General features: G+C 54.5%; 13 protein-coding genes, 1 tRNA gene and 1 riboswitch. Of the genes, 5 read left to right on the top strand and 9 right to left on the bottom strand.

All coding sequences use genetic code 11. The annotated features are described in order from the left end of the window. Positions 1 to 14 precede the first annotated feature (14 nt). From QWY30_RS04690 to metX, 3 genes are all read right to left on the bottom strand, one after another. Entirely contained in the window at positions 15 to 1,301 is a 1,287-nt protein-coding gene (locus QWY30_RS04690) for a muropeptide transporter (RefSeq protein WP_290238622.1), read from the bottom strand. Beyond that, the gene (gene metW, locus QWY30_RS04695) at positions 1,298 to 1,930 is read right to left on the bottom strand and encodes a methionine biosynthesis protein MetW (protein ID WP_290238623.1); all 633 of its coding nucleotides are present in this window, start codon (positions 1,928 to 1,930) and stop codon (positions 1,298 to 1,300) included. The genes QWY30_RS04690 and metW overlap by 4 nt, the downstream gene beginning before the upstream one ends. Continuing rightward, complete coding sequence (gene metX, locus QWY30_RS04700) at positions 1,927 to 3,165, bottom strand: homoserine O-succinyltransferase MetX (RefSeq protein ID WP_290238624.1); 1,239 nt, start codon at positions 3,163 to 3,165, stop codon at positions 1,927 to 1,929. The genes metW and metX overlap by 4 nt, the downstream gene beginning before the upstream one ends. Further along, positions 3,155 to 3,234, bottom strand: a riboswitch (SAM riboswitch). It overlaps the preceding gene by 11 nt. Positions 3,235 to 3,430: 196 nt before the next feature. On the opposite strand from metX, the gene QWY30_RS04705 reads away from it, so the two are divergent. After that, on the top strand, positions 3,431 to 3,721 hold the full coding sequence (locus QWY30_RS04705) for a helix-turn-helix domain-containing protein (protein ID WP_290238627.1): 291 nt from the start codon (positions 3,431 to 3,433) through the stop codon (positions 3,719 to 3,721). On the opposite strand, the gene QWY30_RS04710 is transcribed toward QWY30_RS04705, so the two are convergent. After that, positions 3,640 to 4,158, bottom strand: coding sequence for a hypothetical protein (locus QWY30_RS04710; RefSeq protein WP_290238629.1), 519 nt, complete (start codon positions 4,156 to 4,158; stop codon positions 3,640 to 3,642). The two genes, QWY30_RS04705 and QWY30_RS04710, sit on opposite strands and share 82 nt — an antisense overlap. A gap of 132 nt (positions 4,159 to 4,290) precedes the next feature. On the opposite strand from QWY30_RS04710, the gene gshA reads away from it, so the two are divergent. Then, the gene (gshA, locus tag QWY30_RS04715; RefSeq protein ID WP_290238632.1) at positions 4,291 to 5,856 is read left to right on the top strand and encodes a glutamate--cysteine ligase; all 1,566 of its coding nucleotides are present in this window, start codon (positions 4,291 to 4,293) and stop codon (positions 5,854 to 5,856) included. A gap of 18 nt (positions 5,857 to 5,874) precedes the next feature. Here the strand turns inward: gshA and QWY30_RS04720 are convergent. Then, positions 5,875 to 5,949: transfer RNA gene (locus tag QWY30_RS04720), tRNA-Arg, on the bottom strand. A 209-nt stretch (positions 5,950 to 6,158) separates the two neighbouring features. Between QWY30_RS04720 and QWY30_RS04725 the strand changes: the two genes are divergently transcribed. After that, positions 6,159 to 7,040 (top strand): c-type cytochrome, encoded by an 882-nt coding sequence (locus QWY30_RS04725; RefSeq protein ID WP_290238633.1) that lies wholly within the window; start codon positions 6,159 to 6,161, stop codon positions 7,038 to 7,040. Between the two features lie 121 nt (positions 7,041 to 7,161). Here the strand turns inward: QWY30_RS04725 and QWY30_RS04730 are convergent, their stop codons facing one another. Beyond that, a complete protein-coding gene (locus QWY30_RS04730; RefSeq protein WP_290238635.1) occupies positions 7,162 to 8,682 on the bottom strand; it encodes a 3-hydroxyacyl-CoA dehydrogenase in 1,521 nt (506 codons plus the stop codon). A gap of 123 nt (positions 8,683 to 8,805) precedes the next feature. On the opposite strand from QWY30_RS04730, the gene QWY30_RS04735 reads away from it, so the two are divergent. Next, positions 8,806 to 9,684 (top strand): NAD(P)H-hydrate dehydratase, encoded by an 879-nt coding sequence (locus QWY30_RS04735; protein ID WP_290238636.1) that lies wholly within the window; start codon positions 8,806 to 8,808, stop codon positions 9,682 to 9,684. A gap of 21 nt (positions 9,685 to 9,705) precedes the next feature. Continuing rightward, positions 9,706 to 10,869 carry a M20 family metallopeptidase gene (locus QWY30_RS04740; protein WP_435433362.1) on the top strand — a complete coding sequence of 388 codons (1,164 nt, stop codon included), beginning with the start codon at positions 9,706 to 9,708 and terminating at the stop codon, positions 10,867 to 10,869. 9 nt (positions 10,870 to 10,878) lie between these two features. Here QWY30_RS04740 and QWY30_RS04745 read toward each other — a convergent pair whose 3' ends face one another. The 3 genes from QWY30_RS04745 to hemE all read right to left on the bottom strand — a co-directional run bounded on the left by QWY30_RS04745 (position 10,879) and on the right by hemE (position 16,441). Next, a complete protein-coding gene (locus tag QWY30_RS04745; RefSeq protein ID WP_290238639.1) occupies positions 10,879 to 12,933 on the bottom strand; it encodes a UvrD-helicase domain-containing protein in 2,055 nt (684 codons plus the stop codon). A gap of 8 nt (positions 12,934 to 12,941) precedes the next feature. Further along, positions 12,942 to 15,035, bottom strand: coding sequence for a primosomal protein N' (locus QWY30_RS04750; protein ID WP_290238641.1), 2,094 nt, complete (start codon positions 15,033 to 15,035; stop codon positions 12,942 to 12,944). Between the two features lie 317 nt (positions 15,036 to 15,352). Continuing rightward, positions 15,353 to 16,441, bottom strand: a complete 1,089-nt coding sequence (hemE, locus tag QWY30_RS04755; protein ID WP_290238643.1) for a uroporphyrinogen decarboxylase — start codon at positions 16,439 to 16,441, stop codon at positions 15,353 to 15,355. Positions 16,442 to 16,466: the final 25 nt, after the last annotated feature.

The raw sequence follows: 16,466 nt of genomic DNA on the forward strand, positions 1-16,466 counted from the left end.
CGACGGCCTCTGTTTCAAACACCTGCGGCATCGATACGTTCAATATCCCGGCGCCTCCAGCGCAATAGCAACAGGCCTGGAAGCGCGATTGCAACCGTCATCAAAAAGAAGGAAGGCCAACCGGCAAACTCCACTAGCGGCGGGGTAAAAGGCCCCGCCAAGTAGGTCCGACCCACTGCAGACAACGCAGACAGCAACGCAAACTGTGTAGCAGAGAATTCCCGGTTGCAAAGCCCCATCAGCAACGCAACGAAAGCGGCCGTCCCCATTCCGCCACACAAATTTTCAAGCCCCACACCGGCAGCCATCAACCAGACACTATGGGGTCCGACGGAAATCACCCAGAACCCAAGGTTGGACAAGGCCTGAAGCAAACCAAACAGCATCAACGAACGGTACAGACCTAACTTGGCCATCAACGCGCCGCCCGTCAACGCGCCCACGATGGTGGCGGTCAGGCCGAGCAACTTATTGACTGTTCCGACCTCTGTCGCCGTGTAACCGGCAGCACGTAACAAGAAAGTCGTTGATAGTGCGCCCGCAAAGGCATCTCCCAGCTTGTAGAGCACGATCAGTAGCAACACTGTGATGGCTTCAGGGCGACCGAAAAACTCTTTGAATGGTTCAAACACCGCACGCGATAGCGATCGAGGTGTCTGCGCAGGCAACTCCGGCTCTGGCGCCCAGAGGGTCGCAAGCGCGACGACCAACATCAGCGCCCCCATCAAGATGTAAGTATGCCCCCAGCCTAGCCATTGATCTGCCAAGATCAATGCCAACCCTCCCGAGGTGAGCATCGCCAACCTGTAGCCGAGCACAGACAAGGCCGCCCCGGCACCTCTTTCTTCTTTGCGTAACACGTCGCTACGATAGGCATCAAAGGCAATATCCTGCGTCGCGGAACAAAAAGCCACTGCGACTGCCAACAATGCAAGCGGCAACAAACTCTGTCCGGGCGACATCAAACCCATCGCCATGATGCCGAGTGCGAGTAATAGCTGCATGACCAGCATCCAGCCTCGCCTGCGTCCCAAAAACGGGGGCACATAACGATCAATCAAGGGCGCCCATAAAAACTTGAGTGTGTAAGCCGTCCCGACAAGCGTCAGGAAGCCGATTTCCTGCAAAGAAACTTGTTCGATTGTGGCCCAGGCCTGTAAGGTTCCACCCGTTAACGCGAGGGGCAAGCCACTCGCGAAACCCAAGGCCAGCAAAGGGGCAACCCGCCTGCTGGTATAGAGCTTTGACGCCGGAATCGTCTGCGGCTCCGCTTCTGGCAATGGGTTGCTCGTGGCGGTCATGCGTGACGCCTGGCACTGAAACGGTACGCGGCAAGCGTACTGCGCCATCCTGCCAGCACCTTCACTTCACGCTCATCGTTGAAGGTGGCACGCTCTAAAATCGTAAATCCCAGCTTGGCAGCCAGACGTTCAAAATCTTTCAGCGTGCAGAGATGAATGTTGGGTGTGTTGTACCAGTCATAAGGCATTTGACCGGTGACGGGCATCCGTCCACGCAAAATCGACCAGCCATGTGGCCAATATCCAAAATTGGGAAAGGAAACGATTCCCTCGCGCGCCACACGCGCCATCTCTCGCAAAATATGCTCAGTGTTGTGCATGGATTGAAGCGTTTGAGAGAGCACCACAGTATCGAACTGCTGGTCGTCGAACATCGCCAGTCCGTCTTCGAGGTTTTGCTGAATCACATGCACACCGCGCTTGACGCAGCTTAGCACCCGATCGTCACTGATCTCAACACCCACACCCTGAACATTTTTAGACTGTTTAAGGTGCGCCAGTAACGCACCGTCTCCACACCCTAGATCCAGGACGCGACTATCCGGACGCACCCATTGCGCGATCCGAGCCAAATCACCGCGCAAATCACCATCCATCGTTTGACCACTCAGTTGCAGCTGCTCTTTCATGGACGCACCTCGCTTGAAGCACGCAATGCCTGTGGCACATCCAGTGTGGCGGCGATGCGGAGAAAATAGGCACGCATCAGGCTGTGATATCGGGCATCGTCGAGCAAAAAGGCATCATGCCCGTGTGGAGCGTCGATCTCGGCATAGGTTGCGGGTTGACCGTTTTTAAGAAGAGCCTGCACAATTTCCCGCGAGCGTTCAGGAGGAAATCTCCAGTCCGTCGTGAAGGAAACCAGGAGGAAATCTGCCTGGGCAGGCGCAATCGCACGCGCAAAATCACCACCGGTTTTCTTGGCAGGATCAAAATAATCGAGCGCGCGTGTAATGAGCAAATACGTATTCGCATCGAAATATTTGGAAAATTTCTCGCCTTGGTAACGCAAGTAGGACTCGACCTCAAACTCCACACCGTAACCGTAATGATAGGCACCATTGGCTGCAGGTTCACGCTGCGTCCTGCCAAACTTCTCAGCCATATCATCATCAGACAAATACGTGATGTGGCCAATCATTCTTGCAACCGACAAGCCATGGCGCGGGACGGTATTGTGTGCGTAATAGTCGCCCCCGTGGAACTCAGGGTCCGTGATGATCGCGCGTCGTGCCACCTCGTTAAAACCGATATTTTGAGCAGACAGGCGCGGCGTGCTGGCGACCACTACGCAATGTGCGACCCGCTCGGGCAGCGTAATCGCCCAACTCAAGGCCTGCATCCCGCCCAATGAACCACCCATCACTGCGGCGAAGCGTTTGATCCCCAGACGATCGGCCACGCGGGCCTGGGCCGACACCCAGTCTTCGACGGTGAGCACAGGGAAAGCTGCGCCCCAGGGCTTGCCGGTCTCGGGACGAATACTGGCAGGACCTGTCGAGCCGAAACAGGAACCCAGATTGTTCACACCGATCACGAAAAATACGTTGGTATCGACCGGCTTACCCGGCCCTACCATGTTGTCCCACCAGCCGATGTCATCCGGATTTTCAGCGGAGATCCCCGCCACATGATGTGATGCATTCAAGGCGTGACAAATGAGTACGGCATTGCTGGCGTCAGCATTCAGGGTGCCGTACGTTTCAATCGCCAAGTCGTAAGACGAAAGAGTATGACCACTGGCGAGAGGCAGTGGCTCATCGAAATGCAAAAACTGTGTGTGGACGACACCTACAGAGCCCAAAGGGATCTTGGCGGAAGCTTGTGCGGATGGAGCGCCCTGGATACTGGACGAATTAGGCATACAGACCTTCTTTAGCGGGATTTATGAGGCGCCCGCAAGCGGATCGAGCAAATCGGCGCCAACTAGGATCAAATTCTAACATCGCCCAGACAACAAAAGCGTTAAACAAAGGCGGCAAGCTGAGGAGGGTGGTAACAACTTGGCTACTTCTCAAACACTTTATTACAAATGAGTGTGCCATCACAGGGGTTCTGCGCATTCTAATTAGGAGAATATACGCTCACACTAACTAATTATCATTTGAGTCCACTGGGAGCTTTTTCTCATGACAAATCCACGTCTTTCCGGACGAGAGTTGCAATGCCTGGAGTGGGTGTCCGCTGGCAAGACCAGCTGGGAAATCGGGCTCATTATTGGGCTCTCGGAACGAACGGTCAATTTTCATTTACTCAATGCATGCCGCAAACTGAAAGTTTATGGCCGACAAGCAGGGGTCGCCCAAGCACTCAGACTTGGCCTGCTCACCGGTCACCCTCACTTCAATCTGAGTGAGCGGACAAACTCAAGCGCATTTTCATTTGAAAGCGATTGTTTCGGTCCCGAGACGACGACTTGAATCAACATCCCACGATGGATCACCACACGGGCCATCATCAGTGAGGGTTTATTTGCCACAACCGTTTCCAGCGTAAAAATCTCACCAGTCAGCGCATTTTCAGGGGCTTGTTTCCCGGCCCGCGCAGCGAGCGCAGACACCACGGTCTTGACCAAAGCCGTGCTTTTTTCCTGACCAAGCGTCTCTGGGAGAGGAATAAAACCTACAGAAAACACCGCCTGGTCCACCGCTGCCGTAGTCAGAGAAAAGGTCGTTTGAATACCTTCGACATCGATGGGTCGCTGTTCGGTCTGCGTGCGCGAAGGAAACATGATGACGGCACGGTCCTCGGCAACCATCGTCTCCCGCCAGTTGTACTCAGGCGTGCAGCCAGTGAGTAAACCAACAGACAAACCAACTGATAACCACATCACTAGTAGGGAAAAAATTTTGCGCACAACACGTCTCGATCAAGATCTATTAGAAAGTACTGACAGCACTGTTACAAATTGTCCTCTATTTTCTTCATCCGCGGGTAAAATGAAGCATCCCTTAAAATGAACTGATTCGCCTCAGCTATAGGTTTACCCGTGTCCACATTGATTCAACGTCTTGCCATCCTAAATTCCCACCCAGAGGTTTTGGGAAAGTCGCTACGCGGCATTGAAAAAGAGGGCCTGCGCGTGGATTCCCACGGGTCGCTCTCCAGGCGGCCCCACCCGGCAGCCCTGGGCTCTGCGCTGACTCACCCGCGGATCACAACCGATTACTCCGAAGCGCTGCTTGAACTGATTACCGGCACACATACCAACGTCGACAGCCTCATGGCTGAACTCGACGAAGTGCACCGCGTGGTTGCCACGACCTTGAGCGACGAACTCATGTGGAACCACTCGATGCCCGCACACTTGCCAGCGGACAACGAAATCCCCATTGGCTGGTACGGCACCTCTAATACCGGCATGATCAAACACGTCTATCGCAGGGGCCTGGCAGAACGGTATGGACGCACGATGCAGTGCATTGCAGGACTGCACTACAACTTTTCTTTTGATGAATCGCTATGGGAGTTGCTCAATCTCCCGCAGGCCACAGCGCAGGACCGCCGCTCCGCAGGTTACATTTCCTTGATTCGCAACTTCACCCGCTACAGCTGGTTGCTGATGTACCTGTTTGGCGCATCACCGGCTCTTTCAAAAGAGTTCCTGCGTGGGAAAACGGGAGACTTGCTTGAGCTCGATCAGCAAACCATGTATCTGCCCCACGCAACCAGCCTGCGCATGAGCGACCTGGGTTATCAAAACAAAGCTCAATCAGGTCTCAAGCTTTGTTACAACGACCTCAAAACATTCCTGTCGCGCCTCTACGATGCCGTCACAACGCCCTGGCCCGATTATGAAGCGATCGGGACGCACCGCAACGGGGAGTGGATACAGCTCAATACCAATGTGCTGCAGATTGAAAACGAGTTTTATTCGAGTATTCGGCCCAAGCGTACGACGGGTCCCTGCGAACGGCCGATCACGGCGCTGGCGGAACGTGGCATCCAGTACATTGAGGTGCGGTGCCTGGATATCGATCCGACCCAGGCGACTGGTATTTCTGCCCAAACGGCTAGATTTGTCGATGCGTTCCTGCTTTTTTGCGCCCTGCAGGAAAGTCCGCCCTTCGCCGACAGCGGCTGGTGCTCCGAAAGCACGTCCAACTTTGCTACGGTCGTTAAAAAAGGGCGTCAACCAGGCCTGATGCTCTCCAGACTCGGTCGAGAAATTTCCCTCAAACAGTGGGCCGATGAACTGCTGGACGAGATCGCGCGATGCGCGGAGACGCTCGATCAGACTTTGGGCGAAAAAAGCTATAGAAATTCGGTACTTGCGCAGCGTGAAAAAGTGGCTGATGCAGCCCGCACACCCTCCGCACAGTTTCTCGAACAGCTCACTTCGCACAAGGTTTCCTTTCACGACTGGACACTCGAACAGAGCCGGGTGCACGCCCTCAAGCTCAAGCAAGCCGGTCTGAGCCCGGCCGAGCTCGCCGCAACCCAGGCGCAGGCCACCCAGTCCCTCATGGAACAACAGCAGATCGAAGCGAGTGATCAGGAAAGTTTTGACGATTATGTCGCGCGCTTTCACAAGGCACTGAAAAAGCCTGTTTAGACAGACTTTAGGGGTATTTGGCGCGCCCGACAGGAATCGAACCTGTATCGAGAGCTTCGGAAACTCTTATTCTATCCATTGAACTACGGGCGCCAGCGGGCGAATTATAGCGGCAGATGCTGAATCACCCCCCTGGCGAAACAGAATTGCTCGTCTCTTTTCGACTTAGCCCGCCCGATGCCGCTATAATCCTTGGGTTATAAGAAAACCGCCTAACTACTATGGCTGGTTACTCGCACGACTGGGGCACTGAACCGCTCCTGCCGTCCAGGTCTCCAGTCGAAGACTCGCAGGATTTGGTCATGAGCAATACGCAGCCACACGAAGAGCATCAATCGCCTATCAAGACACCTAAACAACTGATCGTCACGATCGTGTTGTCCTTTGTCTTGCCAATCATCGTCATCCTTCTCCTGGTCAAGCTCGTCACCGCTGGTGATCAGGTTGGCGCAGGCTCCAACACCCTCAGTCCAGAAGCCACACAAAAGCGTATCGCGCCCGTGGCAAAACTTGATCTGGTGGATGCTAGCGGTCCGAAAGTTTTCAAGACTGGCGAACAGGTTTACAAAGCAGTCTGTGCAGGCTGTCACGATGCTGGCGCAGCGGGCGCCCCCAAATTTGCCGATGCGGCAGCATGGTCCGCTCCGATCGCCACAGGTCTGCAATCCATGATTGCGAGCGTCGTCAAGGGTAAAGGCGCCATGCCTGCCAAAGGCGGCAATCCTGCTCTGGACGATTTTGAAATTGCCCGTGCAGTGGTGTACATGGCCAACAGCGCTGGCGGCAAATTTGCCGAGCCTGCTGAACCCAAACCTGCCGAGGCAGCTGCTGCTCCGGCACCCGCCGCACCTATGGCTGCCGCACCTGCACCAGCAGCACCCAAGGCCATGGCTGCAACTGCTACAGCAGCCACACCTGCCGCCGCAGCCGCACCGGCCACAAACGACGTGGGTGAAAAGCTGTACAAACAAGCCTGTGCAGCCTGCCACGTCGCAGGTGTTGCGGGAGCTCCCAAATTCGCTGACAAAGCTGCCTGGGCACCACGTATTGCCACTGGCATGGATGCACTTGTGGCTGCGGTGATTGCCGGCAAGGGCATCATGCCTGCCAAGGGGGGCGCTGCGGGCGCGAGCGATGCAGATCTCCGCGCTGCGACACAGTACATGGTCGACGCGGCCAAGTAATCATCAATCGTCCTGAATGCTGGCGTCAATCGCTTCTGCATTGAAACAAATGGTCTAAGTAAAAAAGCCCTCAATCGAGGGCTTTTTTACGTTTAAAAATATCCTTTCTCAATACCCTTTGCTAAACACGGGTGGTCAGCAAAGACATACCAAGCTGCACTCTGCGTTGCAACCACAAGCTTGGACGATAGCGCGGGTCACCCGAGACGCTTTGCATGTTGCGCAAAATCTCCAGAATATTTTCCGCGCCCAACGCATCGCCGAGGCTCAAAGGTCCCTTGGGATAACCCAAGCCAAGATTCACGGCAAGATCGATGTCTTGAGGCGAGGCGATATCTTGTTGCGCAATATCGCACGCCACGTTCACGATCATCGCGACGATTCGCTGCGCCACAAAACCGGCCGAGTCCTGAATCACGCTGACACGCACGTGATCCACACCAAAGATGGCATGCGCCATCTCTCGGTATTCGGCACGCGTAGCTGGCGAGACCATCAACGTGCGTCTGCGCGAATGTTCAAAATCATGAAGCGTGTCAAGACCGACAGTGCGTGCGGCATCAAGCTTTTGTTTGGATACCGTTGTGGAGACATCCTCACCGTAAGGTGTCACCACAATCAGACTGTCCACGTCGGGTGTGTGTCCGGCTTGCACCGTGGCGCCCAGACGCTTGAGGAGCTCCACCGTACGGGCATGACCCAAGTGATGCAGTGGACTGACCCATACCTTGGCGGGTCCGGTTAAAGCGGGGGCTGGCGCCTCAATCACAGGTTGTTTCTGACCTTCTTCATAGGCATAAAATCCACCCTGACTCTTACGACCATACAAGCCACCTGCTACGCGAATCGTCCCGATTGGAGAGGGCTTGAAGCGCGGCTCTTCGTAAAATTGGTGATAAATGGACTCCATCACGGCGTGCGAGACATCAAGTCCTGTCAGATCCATCAGCTCAAAAGGTCCCATCTTGAACCCGGCTTGCTCGCGCATGATGCCATCGACTGTCGCAAAATCCGTGACACTTTCCTGCACGACGCGCAGACCCTCGGTATTCATCCCCCGGCCTGCATGATTCACAATAAAGCCAGGCATATCTTTGGCACGCACAGGCTTGTGTCCCATGCGAACAGTGAGTGCCATCAAGGCATCACCCACAGCGGGATCCGTACGCAAACCATCAATGACCTCGACCACTTTCATCAAGGGAACTGGATTAAAAAAGTGATAGCCCGCAACGCGCTCCGGGCGTGCGCAGACCGCTGCAATCGCCGTGATGGACAAGGAAGACGTATTAGAGACAAGAATGCAATCAGGCGATACCACTGACTCGAGTTGTTTGAAAAATGGCTGCTTGATGTCCAGCCGCTCAATGATGGCCTCGATCACCAGATCACAATCAGAGAGGTCTTTGATCTCATCAATCAGATAGAGCTTGCCCAAGGCCTCGTGAACCTGTTCGTCCGTCATTTTGTCCTTGCTGGCAAGCATCGTCCATGTGTTCGTGAGGGCGTCTCGCGCCGAATTCAGCGCAGCCGGATTCGTATCGAACAACTTGACCCGCAGACCAGCCTGAGCCGCAATTTGCGCAATACCTCGCCCCATGGCTCCGGCGCCAGCCACACCTACTGTATGAATCGCTTTCATGTGATTTCCTGAAATCTAATTAGCTCTAACTATAGCTGTTGCATAATAGTCATATTCAAGGTCGTCGTCATATCCGCACGTGGCACGATCCGGCCTCTACACCCCTAACAGATGCCTGCCCATATGACTCTTTCCCACCTGAGTGGAAGTTCCGTGGTGGAACAGCAGTTTCCACTGGTCTTTGCAGTCCGTGACCCTGAGGGACACAAAGGCACCTTTGGATCTGTCGGGATTCTGGGTGGCGCCCCGGGAATGACGGGAGCAGTCATTCTGGCAGGCCGCGCAGCGCTCAAAAGCGGTGTCGGTAAAACCTATCTGGCGCTCGCACAGACACCCCTCCCGGTTGCCTATGACAGCAATTACCCCGAACTCATGCTCCACGAGGCCTCTGGCTTGATCGAATCTGCCTCCAGCATGACAGCCTGGGTAGCAGGTTGCGGTCTCGGTCAGGCACCCGCTGCTTTGGCTTTGCTCAGGCGCCTCTTTGCTGTTCGCGCTGAACTTCCTCTCGTGCTGGACGCTGATGCACTCAATGCGCTCGCACAGGGAGAGATTTCAAACACATGGGGCAAAGGGTTGGTGGTGCTGACACCCCACCCCACTGAAGCCGCGAGACTTTTACAAACAGATACCCGCACGATCCAATCTGATAGAGCCCAAGCGGCACAAACTCTTGCCCATCGCTATCGCGCGTGGGTTGTTCTGAAAGGTGCCGGAACCATCATCTGCTCACCCGAGGGACAATGGCAAATCAACACGACAGGAAATGTCAGTCTCGCAACAGGTGGGACTGGAGATGTACTGAGTGGTTTGCTGGGTAGCCTGCTTGCGCAGGGTATCCCTGCCGAGCAAGCGATCCCTGCGGGGGTTTGGTTACACGGAGCAGCCGCCGATGCATTGGTCTCTCAAGGTAAGGGACCCATCGGCCTGACTGCCGGAGAACTGCCTGACGCCATTCGAGACCTCAGAAATCGAGTATCTTTTAAAGAAAATCACAAATAGTTACTTCAGACGAGGATCCCAATGAATACCGCGACAACGCCCGCTCTCGATCGTCCAGCCATCACCCCTGAAGCGCACGCGCTTGCACAAGGCATCCGCACCTGGATCGAATGCGAGTCGCCCTCCAGCGATCCTGCTGCAGTCCATCGCATGGCGCAAATCGTTTTAGCCAAGGCGCGGGACGCCGGTCTGAAAGTGGCACTGAGCGAAATCGGACCCACTCGACTCCCCATGATACATGCGACGAATCGGGCGGATGGGGACACACGTCCCGGTTTGCTGTTGCTCGCACATATCGACACCGTTCATCCTCACGGGACACTTGAAACCAACCCATGTCGTATCGAAGATGACAAACTCTATGGGCCCGGGAGCTTTGATATGAAGGGAGGCACGTTCCTGGCCTTGACAGCCCTTGGTGAATATTCCAAACCCGGCTCCACACCCATGCCAGTCGATTTTCTCCTGGTTCCCGATGAGGAAGTAGGCAGTCATGCCTCACGTGAACACATCGAAGCCTTTGCCAAACGCGCGGTCTACACCCTCGTTCCAGAACCCGCACGCCCAAACGGTGGACGTTGCGTGACAGGACGCAAAGGCACCGGCATGTTAAAGCTTGTCGTGACAGGCAGACCTTCTCACGCCGGAATGGCACACGAGAAAGGACGCAGCGCGATTCGTGAAATGGCGCATCAAATCCTGGCCCTCGAGGCCATGACTGACTACAGTCGAGGGATCACTGTAAGCGTAGGCACCATCTCCGGCGGCACAGTGACCAATACCGTACCCTCTCACTGCGAAGTCATGGTGGATTTCCGGATTCCCGACGAGGCAACGGGTCAAGAAATTTTGGCGCGCATGCAGGCACTCAAACCGGTGGATCCAGATGTGACCCTCGATATCGATGTTGAACTCAACCGCCCGGCGATGGTCAAGTCCGCTGCAGCAGAGAAACTGCTGGAGACACTTAAACCCTTTGCCAAGCAAGCGGGATTTGAACTCGAAGAGGCACCCGTATCGGGAGGTGGCAGCGACGCAAATTTCACAGCCGCGATTGGTTGTCCATCGATCGACGGGCTCGGCGCCGAAGGGGATGGCGCCCACACGTTGCGCGAACATATTTTCGTCTCGACACTTCCAAGACGTCTTCAGTTCTGGCGAAATACGCTGGCCAATCTTAGATAATTTTTTATATCAGTTTTTTTTGTTCAACATCGCCTTGAGCATCTCAAGGCGGTTTTTCGGGCTCATCGTATCAGGCTGCAACTGGAGCGCCGTCGCGGACAAACCCATCTCTTCGATAAAACGCGAGGGCTCCCTCACCAGATCCTCACGGGCCCGGCGACGTTTCTGACACCAGCTCAGATGCAAACTCCGCTGCGCACGGGTAATGCCCACGTACATCAGACGACGTTCCTCCTGGATGCGTGACACAAGCGCATCCGCCGCCTTACTCGGGTCCACGTCTTCGTCATCCCGTCCCATGTGCGGTAGTAAACCCTCTTCGACACCAAGCAGATAAACGTGGGGGTATTCCAAACCTTTGGAAGCATGGAGCGTCGATAGTTTGACCGCATCCGGCTCGTCCTCTTCGCCGCGCTCGAGCATTGTGACCAGGGCAACGTGCTGGACCAGGTCGATCAAGCCCATGCTGTCGGCCTCAGCCTTGCGCTTGAGCCAGCCAATGAGCTCAAGCACATTTTGCCAACGAGATTGCGCGGGTTTTTCATCCAAAATATCGTAGAGGTAGCGCTCGTACTGAATCGCGCTCAGTAAATCATCCAAGATGACCCCTGCAGGCTCAGCAGCATGCACAGGTTGGCCGGATTCGACGCGACCTGCGCGATACTGAATGCGGGAGATAAACTCGCCAAAAGTTCTGAGCGGCTCAAGCTGGCGTGCATTCAGTCGGGGCTCGATCCCTTGTTCAAACAATGCTTCAAACAGGGAAATCTGTCTTTCACCGGCATATTGTCCCAGGGTCTGGAGCGTCGCTTGTCCGATCCCCCGTTTAGGCGTTGTTGCAGCACGAATAAAGGCTGGATCATCATCCTCATTAGCGATCAACCTCAAGTAGGCGAGAACGTCGCGTACCTCGGCCTTGTCAAAAAAACTCTGACCACCCGAAATCGTATAGGGAATATGCAAATTCCTCATCGCTTGTTCCACGATGCGTGACTGGTGATTACCGCGATACAAAATCGCGAAATCCTTCCATGACGCTTGCTTTTCGAAACGTGCGGCTGAAATTTTCATCGCCACATTTTCAGCCTCTACCTCGTCGCTTGCCATCGCGGTCACACTAATCGCATCGCCCAGACCGTGCTCGGACCATAACTTCTTTTCGAAAAGCTTTGGATTTTTAGTGATCACATTATTTGCCGCAGCAAGAATGCTTTGACTGGAGCGGTAGTTCTGCTCGAGTTTGACCAGCTTGATCTGAGGATAATCTGTCGTGAGTTTGGCGAGATTTTCGATGGTCGCACCACGCCATGCATAAATAGCCTGATCATCGTCGCCCACTGCCGTGAACATGGCACGCGGTCCCGTCAGCCACTGCACCAACCGATACTGACAAACGTTAGTATCCTGATACTCATCCACTAAAAGATAACGCACCTTTTTTTGCCACTTTTCCCGCGCCTCGGCGCTTCGCTCGAAAATCTGCGCAGGGATGGCGATCAGGTCATCAAAATCAACGGCCTGATACGCAGCGAGTGTTGCGTTATAGCTTCTGTAAACACGCGCAGCTTCGATCTCACTGGGTGTCGCGGCGATGTTTGCCGCGGCGTCAGGATCCAGCATGGCATTTTTCCAAAGGGAAATAGTCTGCTGGACAGAGCGTAAACGTCCCCGGTCCGTGGTAGCCAACAGATCCTGGATGATGGCCAACGCATCATCCGAATCAAAAATCGAAAATTGAGGCTTAAGCCCCGCATGCTGAGCTTCTTCGCGCAATATCTTGACACCAAGCGAATGAAAAGTACTGATCGTCAGGCCCTTTGCGATCGAAGGATCCACCAAGCGTTTCACCCGATCCTCCATCTCGCGCGCAGCCTTGTTGGTAAACGTCAAGGCCAGCACATTGCGAGCGGGATATCCACAGTCGCACAATAAATAAGCAATTTTCTGAGTGATGACCCTTGTCTTGCCCGAACCCGCTCCCGCCAGCACGAGGCAAGGACCGTCAAGATACAGCACAGCTTCGCGCTGGGCGGCATTCAGACCATGAGTGAAAGACGTGGACATAGGGAGAATCAAATTTCGAGCGGATCAACTTCAAGCTGCCATCGTACTCGACGCAGATCAGGGTGCTCGTTCAGCGCGCTCATCCAGTGACGTAACAGGGACTGGAGCGCTGGACGATGCGTTGCCTCAACGAGCAACTGTGCACGGCACATGTTGTCAACCCGGACGATGCGAAGTGGGACAGGATCGTACAAAGTGATCACCGCCTCTGTTTGCTGCGCTACTAATAAAGTGTGTGCCGCATCACGAGCAGCTTGCAAAAAATCAAGAGCAACGTTGAGTTCACGCGCTTCTGCGCTCAATAAAGCTTGATGCGAAAACGGAGGCAGCATCGCAGCCTCGCGCTCATTCATCGTGTGACGCGCAAACCCGGAATAATCATGTTTAAGTAAAGCCTGATAGACGGACTGTTCCGGATAGCCTGTCTGGACAATCACTTCACCATGCCCTGTATGGCGACCCGCACGACCCGCCACTTGCATCAGTTGCGCAAAGAGTCGTTCAGGTGCGCGAAAATCCTGCGAAAAAAGCATGGCATCGGCATTGAGCACGCCCACCAGCCCCAGATTCGCAAAGTCATGGCCTTTGGCGACCATCTGCGTGCCGACAAGAATATCCACTTCCCCCGCATGCACACTTGCAAACAGTGCCTGCGCGCTTCCTTTTTTACGCGTGCTATCCGCATCAATGCGTGCCACACGCGCCTCTGGAAATAGCATGCCCAGGTGCTCCTCGATGCGCTGGGTACCGCGACCGATCGGTTGCATATCCTGATCACCGCAATCCGGACAGGCCTGAGGAACGCGCTGCTGGAAACCGCAATGATGACAATGCAACTGATGGCGTCCGGGAGTCATGCGGTGCAACACAGTAAACGTCGTGCACCGAGGGCACTGACTCACCCAGCCACAGGAGGTGCAATGTAAGGCAGGCGCATAGCCTCGGCGATTTAAAAATATCAGTACTTGCTCTCGATTAGCCAGACGCGTGCGCATCGCGTCCAGTAACTGCACGGACAAGCCATGCTCCATCTTGAGGCGACGAGTATCGACTAACCGCACTGAAGGCAAGTTGACCTCTCGGGCGCGCGCCGGCAAATCCAGCCTTTTGTAATTTCCCTTTTCCGCATGCACCCAACTCTCCAGCGAGGGCGTCGCAGAACCCAGCACCACAGGGATCCCCAAATCATGTCCTCGCCAAACAGCGAGGTCACGCGCCGAGTACCTCAAACCATCTTGTTGCTTGTAGGAAGGATCATGCTCCTCGTCGACTACGATCAGCCCGATGTCGTCCATTGGCGCAAAGATGGACAACCGCGTGCCTAAAACCACTCTGGCCTCGCCACGCTGCGCACGCAACCAGGCTCTGAGCCTTTCACCATCGGACAAGGCGCTGTGCAGAACGGCCACACCACCCACACCAGCGACGGGCTCAAGGCGTGCGCGCAGGGATTGCTCAAATTGTGGCGTGAGATTGATTTCAGGTACGAGCATCAGGACACGCTTGCCCCGAGCCAGAGTTTGAGCTGCAGCGTGCAAATACACCTCGGTCTTGCCACTCCCGGTGACGCCATACAAAAGAAAAGCCTGAAAACCCAGGCTGTCTCCGATGACCTGGACAGCATGCTGCTGAGCATCATTCAAAGAGGGGGGGGCCGAAGGCTCTGTGGGTTTAAGTTTGGGCGCACGGCGCTGATCCAGACGTGCGACAGGCCCTCCTGCAGAACGCTTGCCCTGATAGGCGCTCAGACTGCGCAAAGCCACAGGGAGCGCCGGCATGACTACTTCACCCAAAGGACGCTGATAATAGTCCGCAGCAAACCTCGCAAACTTTAACCAGCTTGCAGACAGCGCGGGAATATCTTTGAGAACTGACTCAACGTGTTTGACAAGACTCGGATCACAACCGGGCGTCGAAGGCAGCTCCACCACCAGCCCGATCATTTTTCGGCGACCAAAGGAAACAATCACCCGGTCGCCAACCACAACATCTTGGGGACCACGGTAGTCAAAAGGCCCCTCTACTGGCACGTCCAGCGCCACGCGGATCCAGACCTCAGTAGAGGTCTCACTATCCGACGAAAAATGACGCGAATCTGACATGTACTTAATGTTGTTTCTTGATTTTGAGTCTAAAAGACTGACAGATCATGGCTTCAAAAAAATCATGCTGCCGCTTGTGGATAACTTTGGGGAAAACCGTGTACCCATCATGCATCAATTAGGACATTGATACTAAAGAAAATGTCAATTTAACAATAGTTGACGTATTTTATTATTAATAATCAAATACTTACAAAGCTATCATAGAATTGACTTTCTAAATGTAGGGCTTTCCCCAAGGTTTTTAGTGCTGTGCACAACTGCTTCAGTCTGGTGCAGGATTACAGGTATTTTTCTTTTAAAAGGCGCATGGTTGCTCACTTTATGGTGCTCGATCCATGTAACTTCGGGCTATACGCTCTAACCTCATCCACAAGGACACCCACCGCCTCTGGGGGTGTGAATTGAGAGATCCCATGACCCAGATTAAACACATGACCGCCACTGCCAACCGGACCATAATTATCCAGCACTCGACGCACCTCTTGGCGTATCGCAGGCTCACCACCAAACAAGGCGATGGGATCAAGATTACCTTGAAAAGCAACTGAGTCTTGGACTCTGCGACGCGCAGCAGCAAGATCGACCGTCCAATCGAGTCCGACAGCATCGGCGCCACAATCTGCGATCGACTCTAGCCATTGCCCGCCACCTTTGGTAAAAACGATCACCGGGACTTGGCGGCCCTCATTTTCTCGCTTGAGCGCGCTGACAACCTGCTTGGTGTAGTGAAGCGAAAACTGCTGAAACAGACTGTCCGCCAAAACACCGCCCCAGCTGTCAAAAATCATCACGGCTTGCGCCCCGGCATCAATCTGGGCATTCAAGTACTGGGCGGTGGTTTCGGCATTAATCTTTAAGATGCTATGCAACAAATCAGGGCGTGCGTACAACATGCTTTTGATCAAGCGATAGTCATCACTCCCCTTGCCTTCGACCATATAGCACGCAACGGTAAAAGGGCTGCCTGAGAAACCGATGAGCGGCACGCGTCCATCGAGCTGTTTGCGTATGACGCGAACAGCGTCGAACACGTACTGAAGCTTGCTAAGATCTGGCACAGATAATTTCGCGACATCTTGTTCATCGCGAATAGGATGCGCAAATCGAGGCCCCTCACCTTGAGCAAAGGACAGTCCAAGACCCATCGCATCAGGCACAGTCAAAATATCTGAAAAAAGTATTGCCGCATCCAATGGAAAGCGATCCAGCGGCTGAAGAGTGACCTCGGCCGCGTAGTCTGGATTTTGAGCTAATCCCATGAACGAACCCGCGCGGGCGCGGGTAGCGTTGTACTCGGGCAAATAGCGACCCGCTTGGCGCATCAACCAAGTCGGCGTGTAAGGTACGGGCTGGCGCAACAAGGCCCGCAGCAATAAATCATTTTTCAAAGGGGCTACAGACACAACATTCCTTTATCCGGACAGCGAG

The sequence above is a fragment of the Zwartia panacis genome (assembly GCF_030410395.1).
GTDB lineage: Bacteria > Pseudomonadota > Gammaproteobacteria > Burkholderiales > Burkholderiaceae_B > Zwartia > Zwartia panacis.

Coding starts and splice junctions, on each gene's coding strand:
- metW (WP_290238623.1), bottom strand. CDS start 1,930: ATGAAAGAGCAGCTGCAACTGAGTGGTCAAACGATGGATGGTGATTTG.
- QWY30_RS04745 (WP_290238639.1), bottom strand. CDS start 12,933: ATGTCCACGTCTTTCACTCATGGTCTGAATGCCGCCCAGCGCGAAGCT.
- metX (WP_290238624.1), bottom strand. CDS start 3,165: ATGCCTAATTCGTCCAGTATCCAGGGCGCTCCATCCGCACAAGCTTCC.
- QWY30_RS04740 (WP_435433362.1), top strand. CDS start 9,706: ATGAATACCGCGACAACGCCCGCTCTCGATCGTCCAGCCATCACCCCT.
- QWY30_RS04735 (WP_290238636.1), top strand. CDS start 8,806: ATGACTCTTTCCCACCTGAGTGGAAGTTCCGTGGTGGAACAGCAGTTT.
- QWY30_RS04750 (WP_290238641.1), bottom strand. CDS start 15,035: ATGTCAGATTCGCGTCATTTTTCGTCGGATAGTGAGACCTCTACTGAG.
- QWY30_RS04725 (WP_290238633.1), top strand. CDS start 6,159: ATGAGCAATACGCAGCCACACGAAGAGCATCAATCGCCTATCAAGACA.
- QWY30_RS04690 (WP_290238622.1), bottom strand. CDS start 1,301: ATGACCGCCACGAGCAACCCATTGCCAGAAGCGGAGCCGCAGACGATT.
- QWY30_RS04705 (WP_290238627.1), top strand. CDS start 3,431: ATGACAAATCCACGTCTTTCCGGACGAGAGTTGCAATGCCTGGAGTGG.
- QWY30_RS04730 (WP_290238635.1), bottom strand. CDS start 8,682: ATGAAAGCGATTCATACAGTAGGTGTGGCTGGCGCCGGAGCCATGGGG.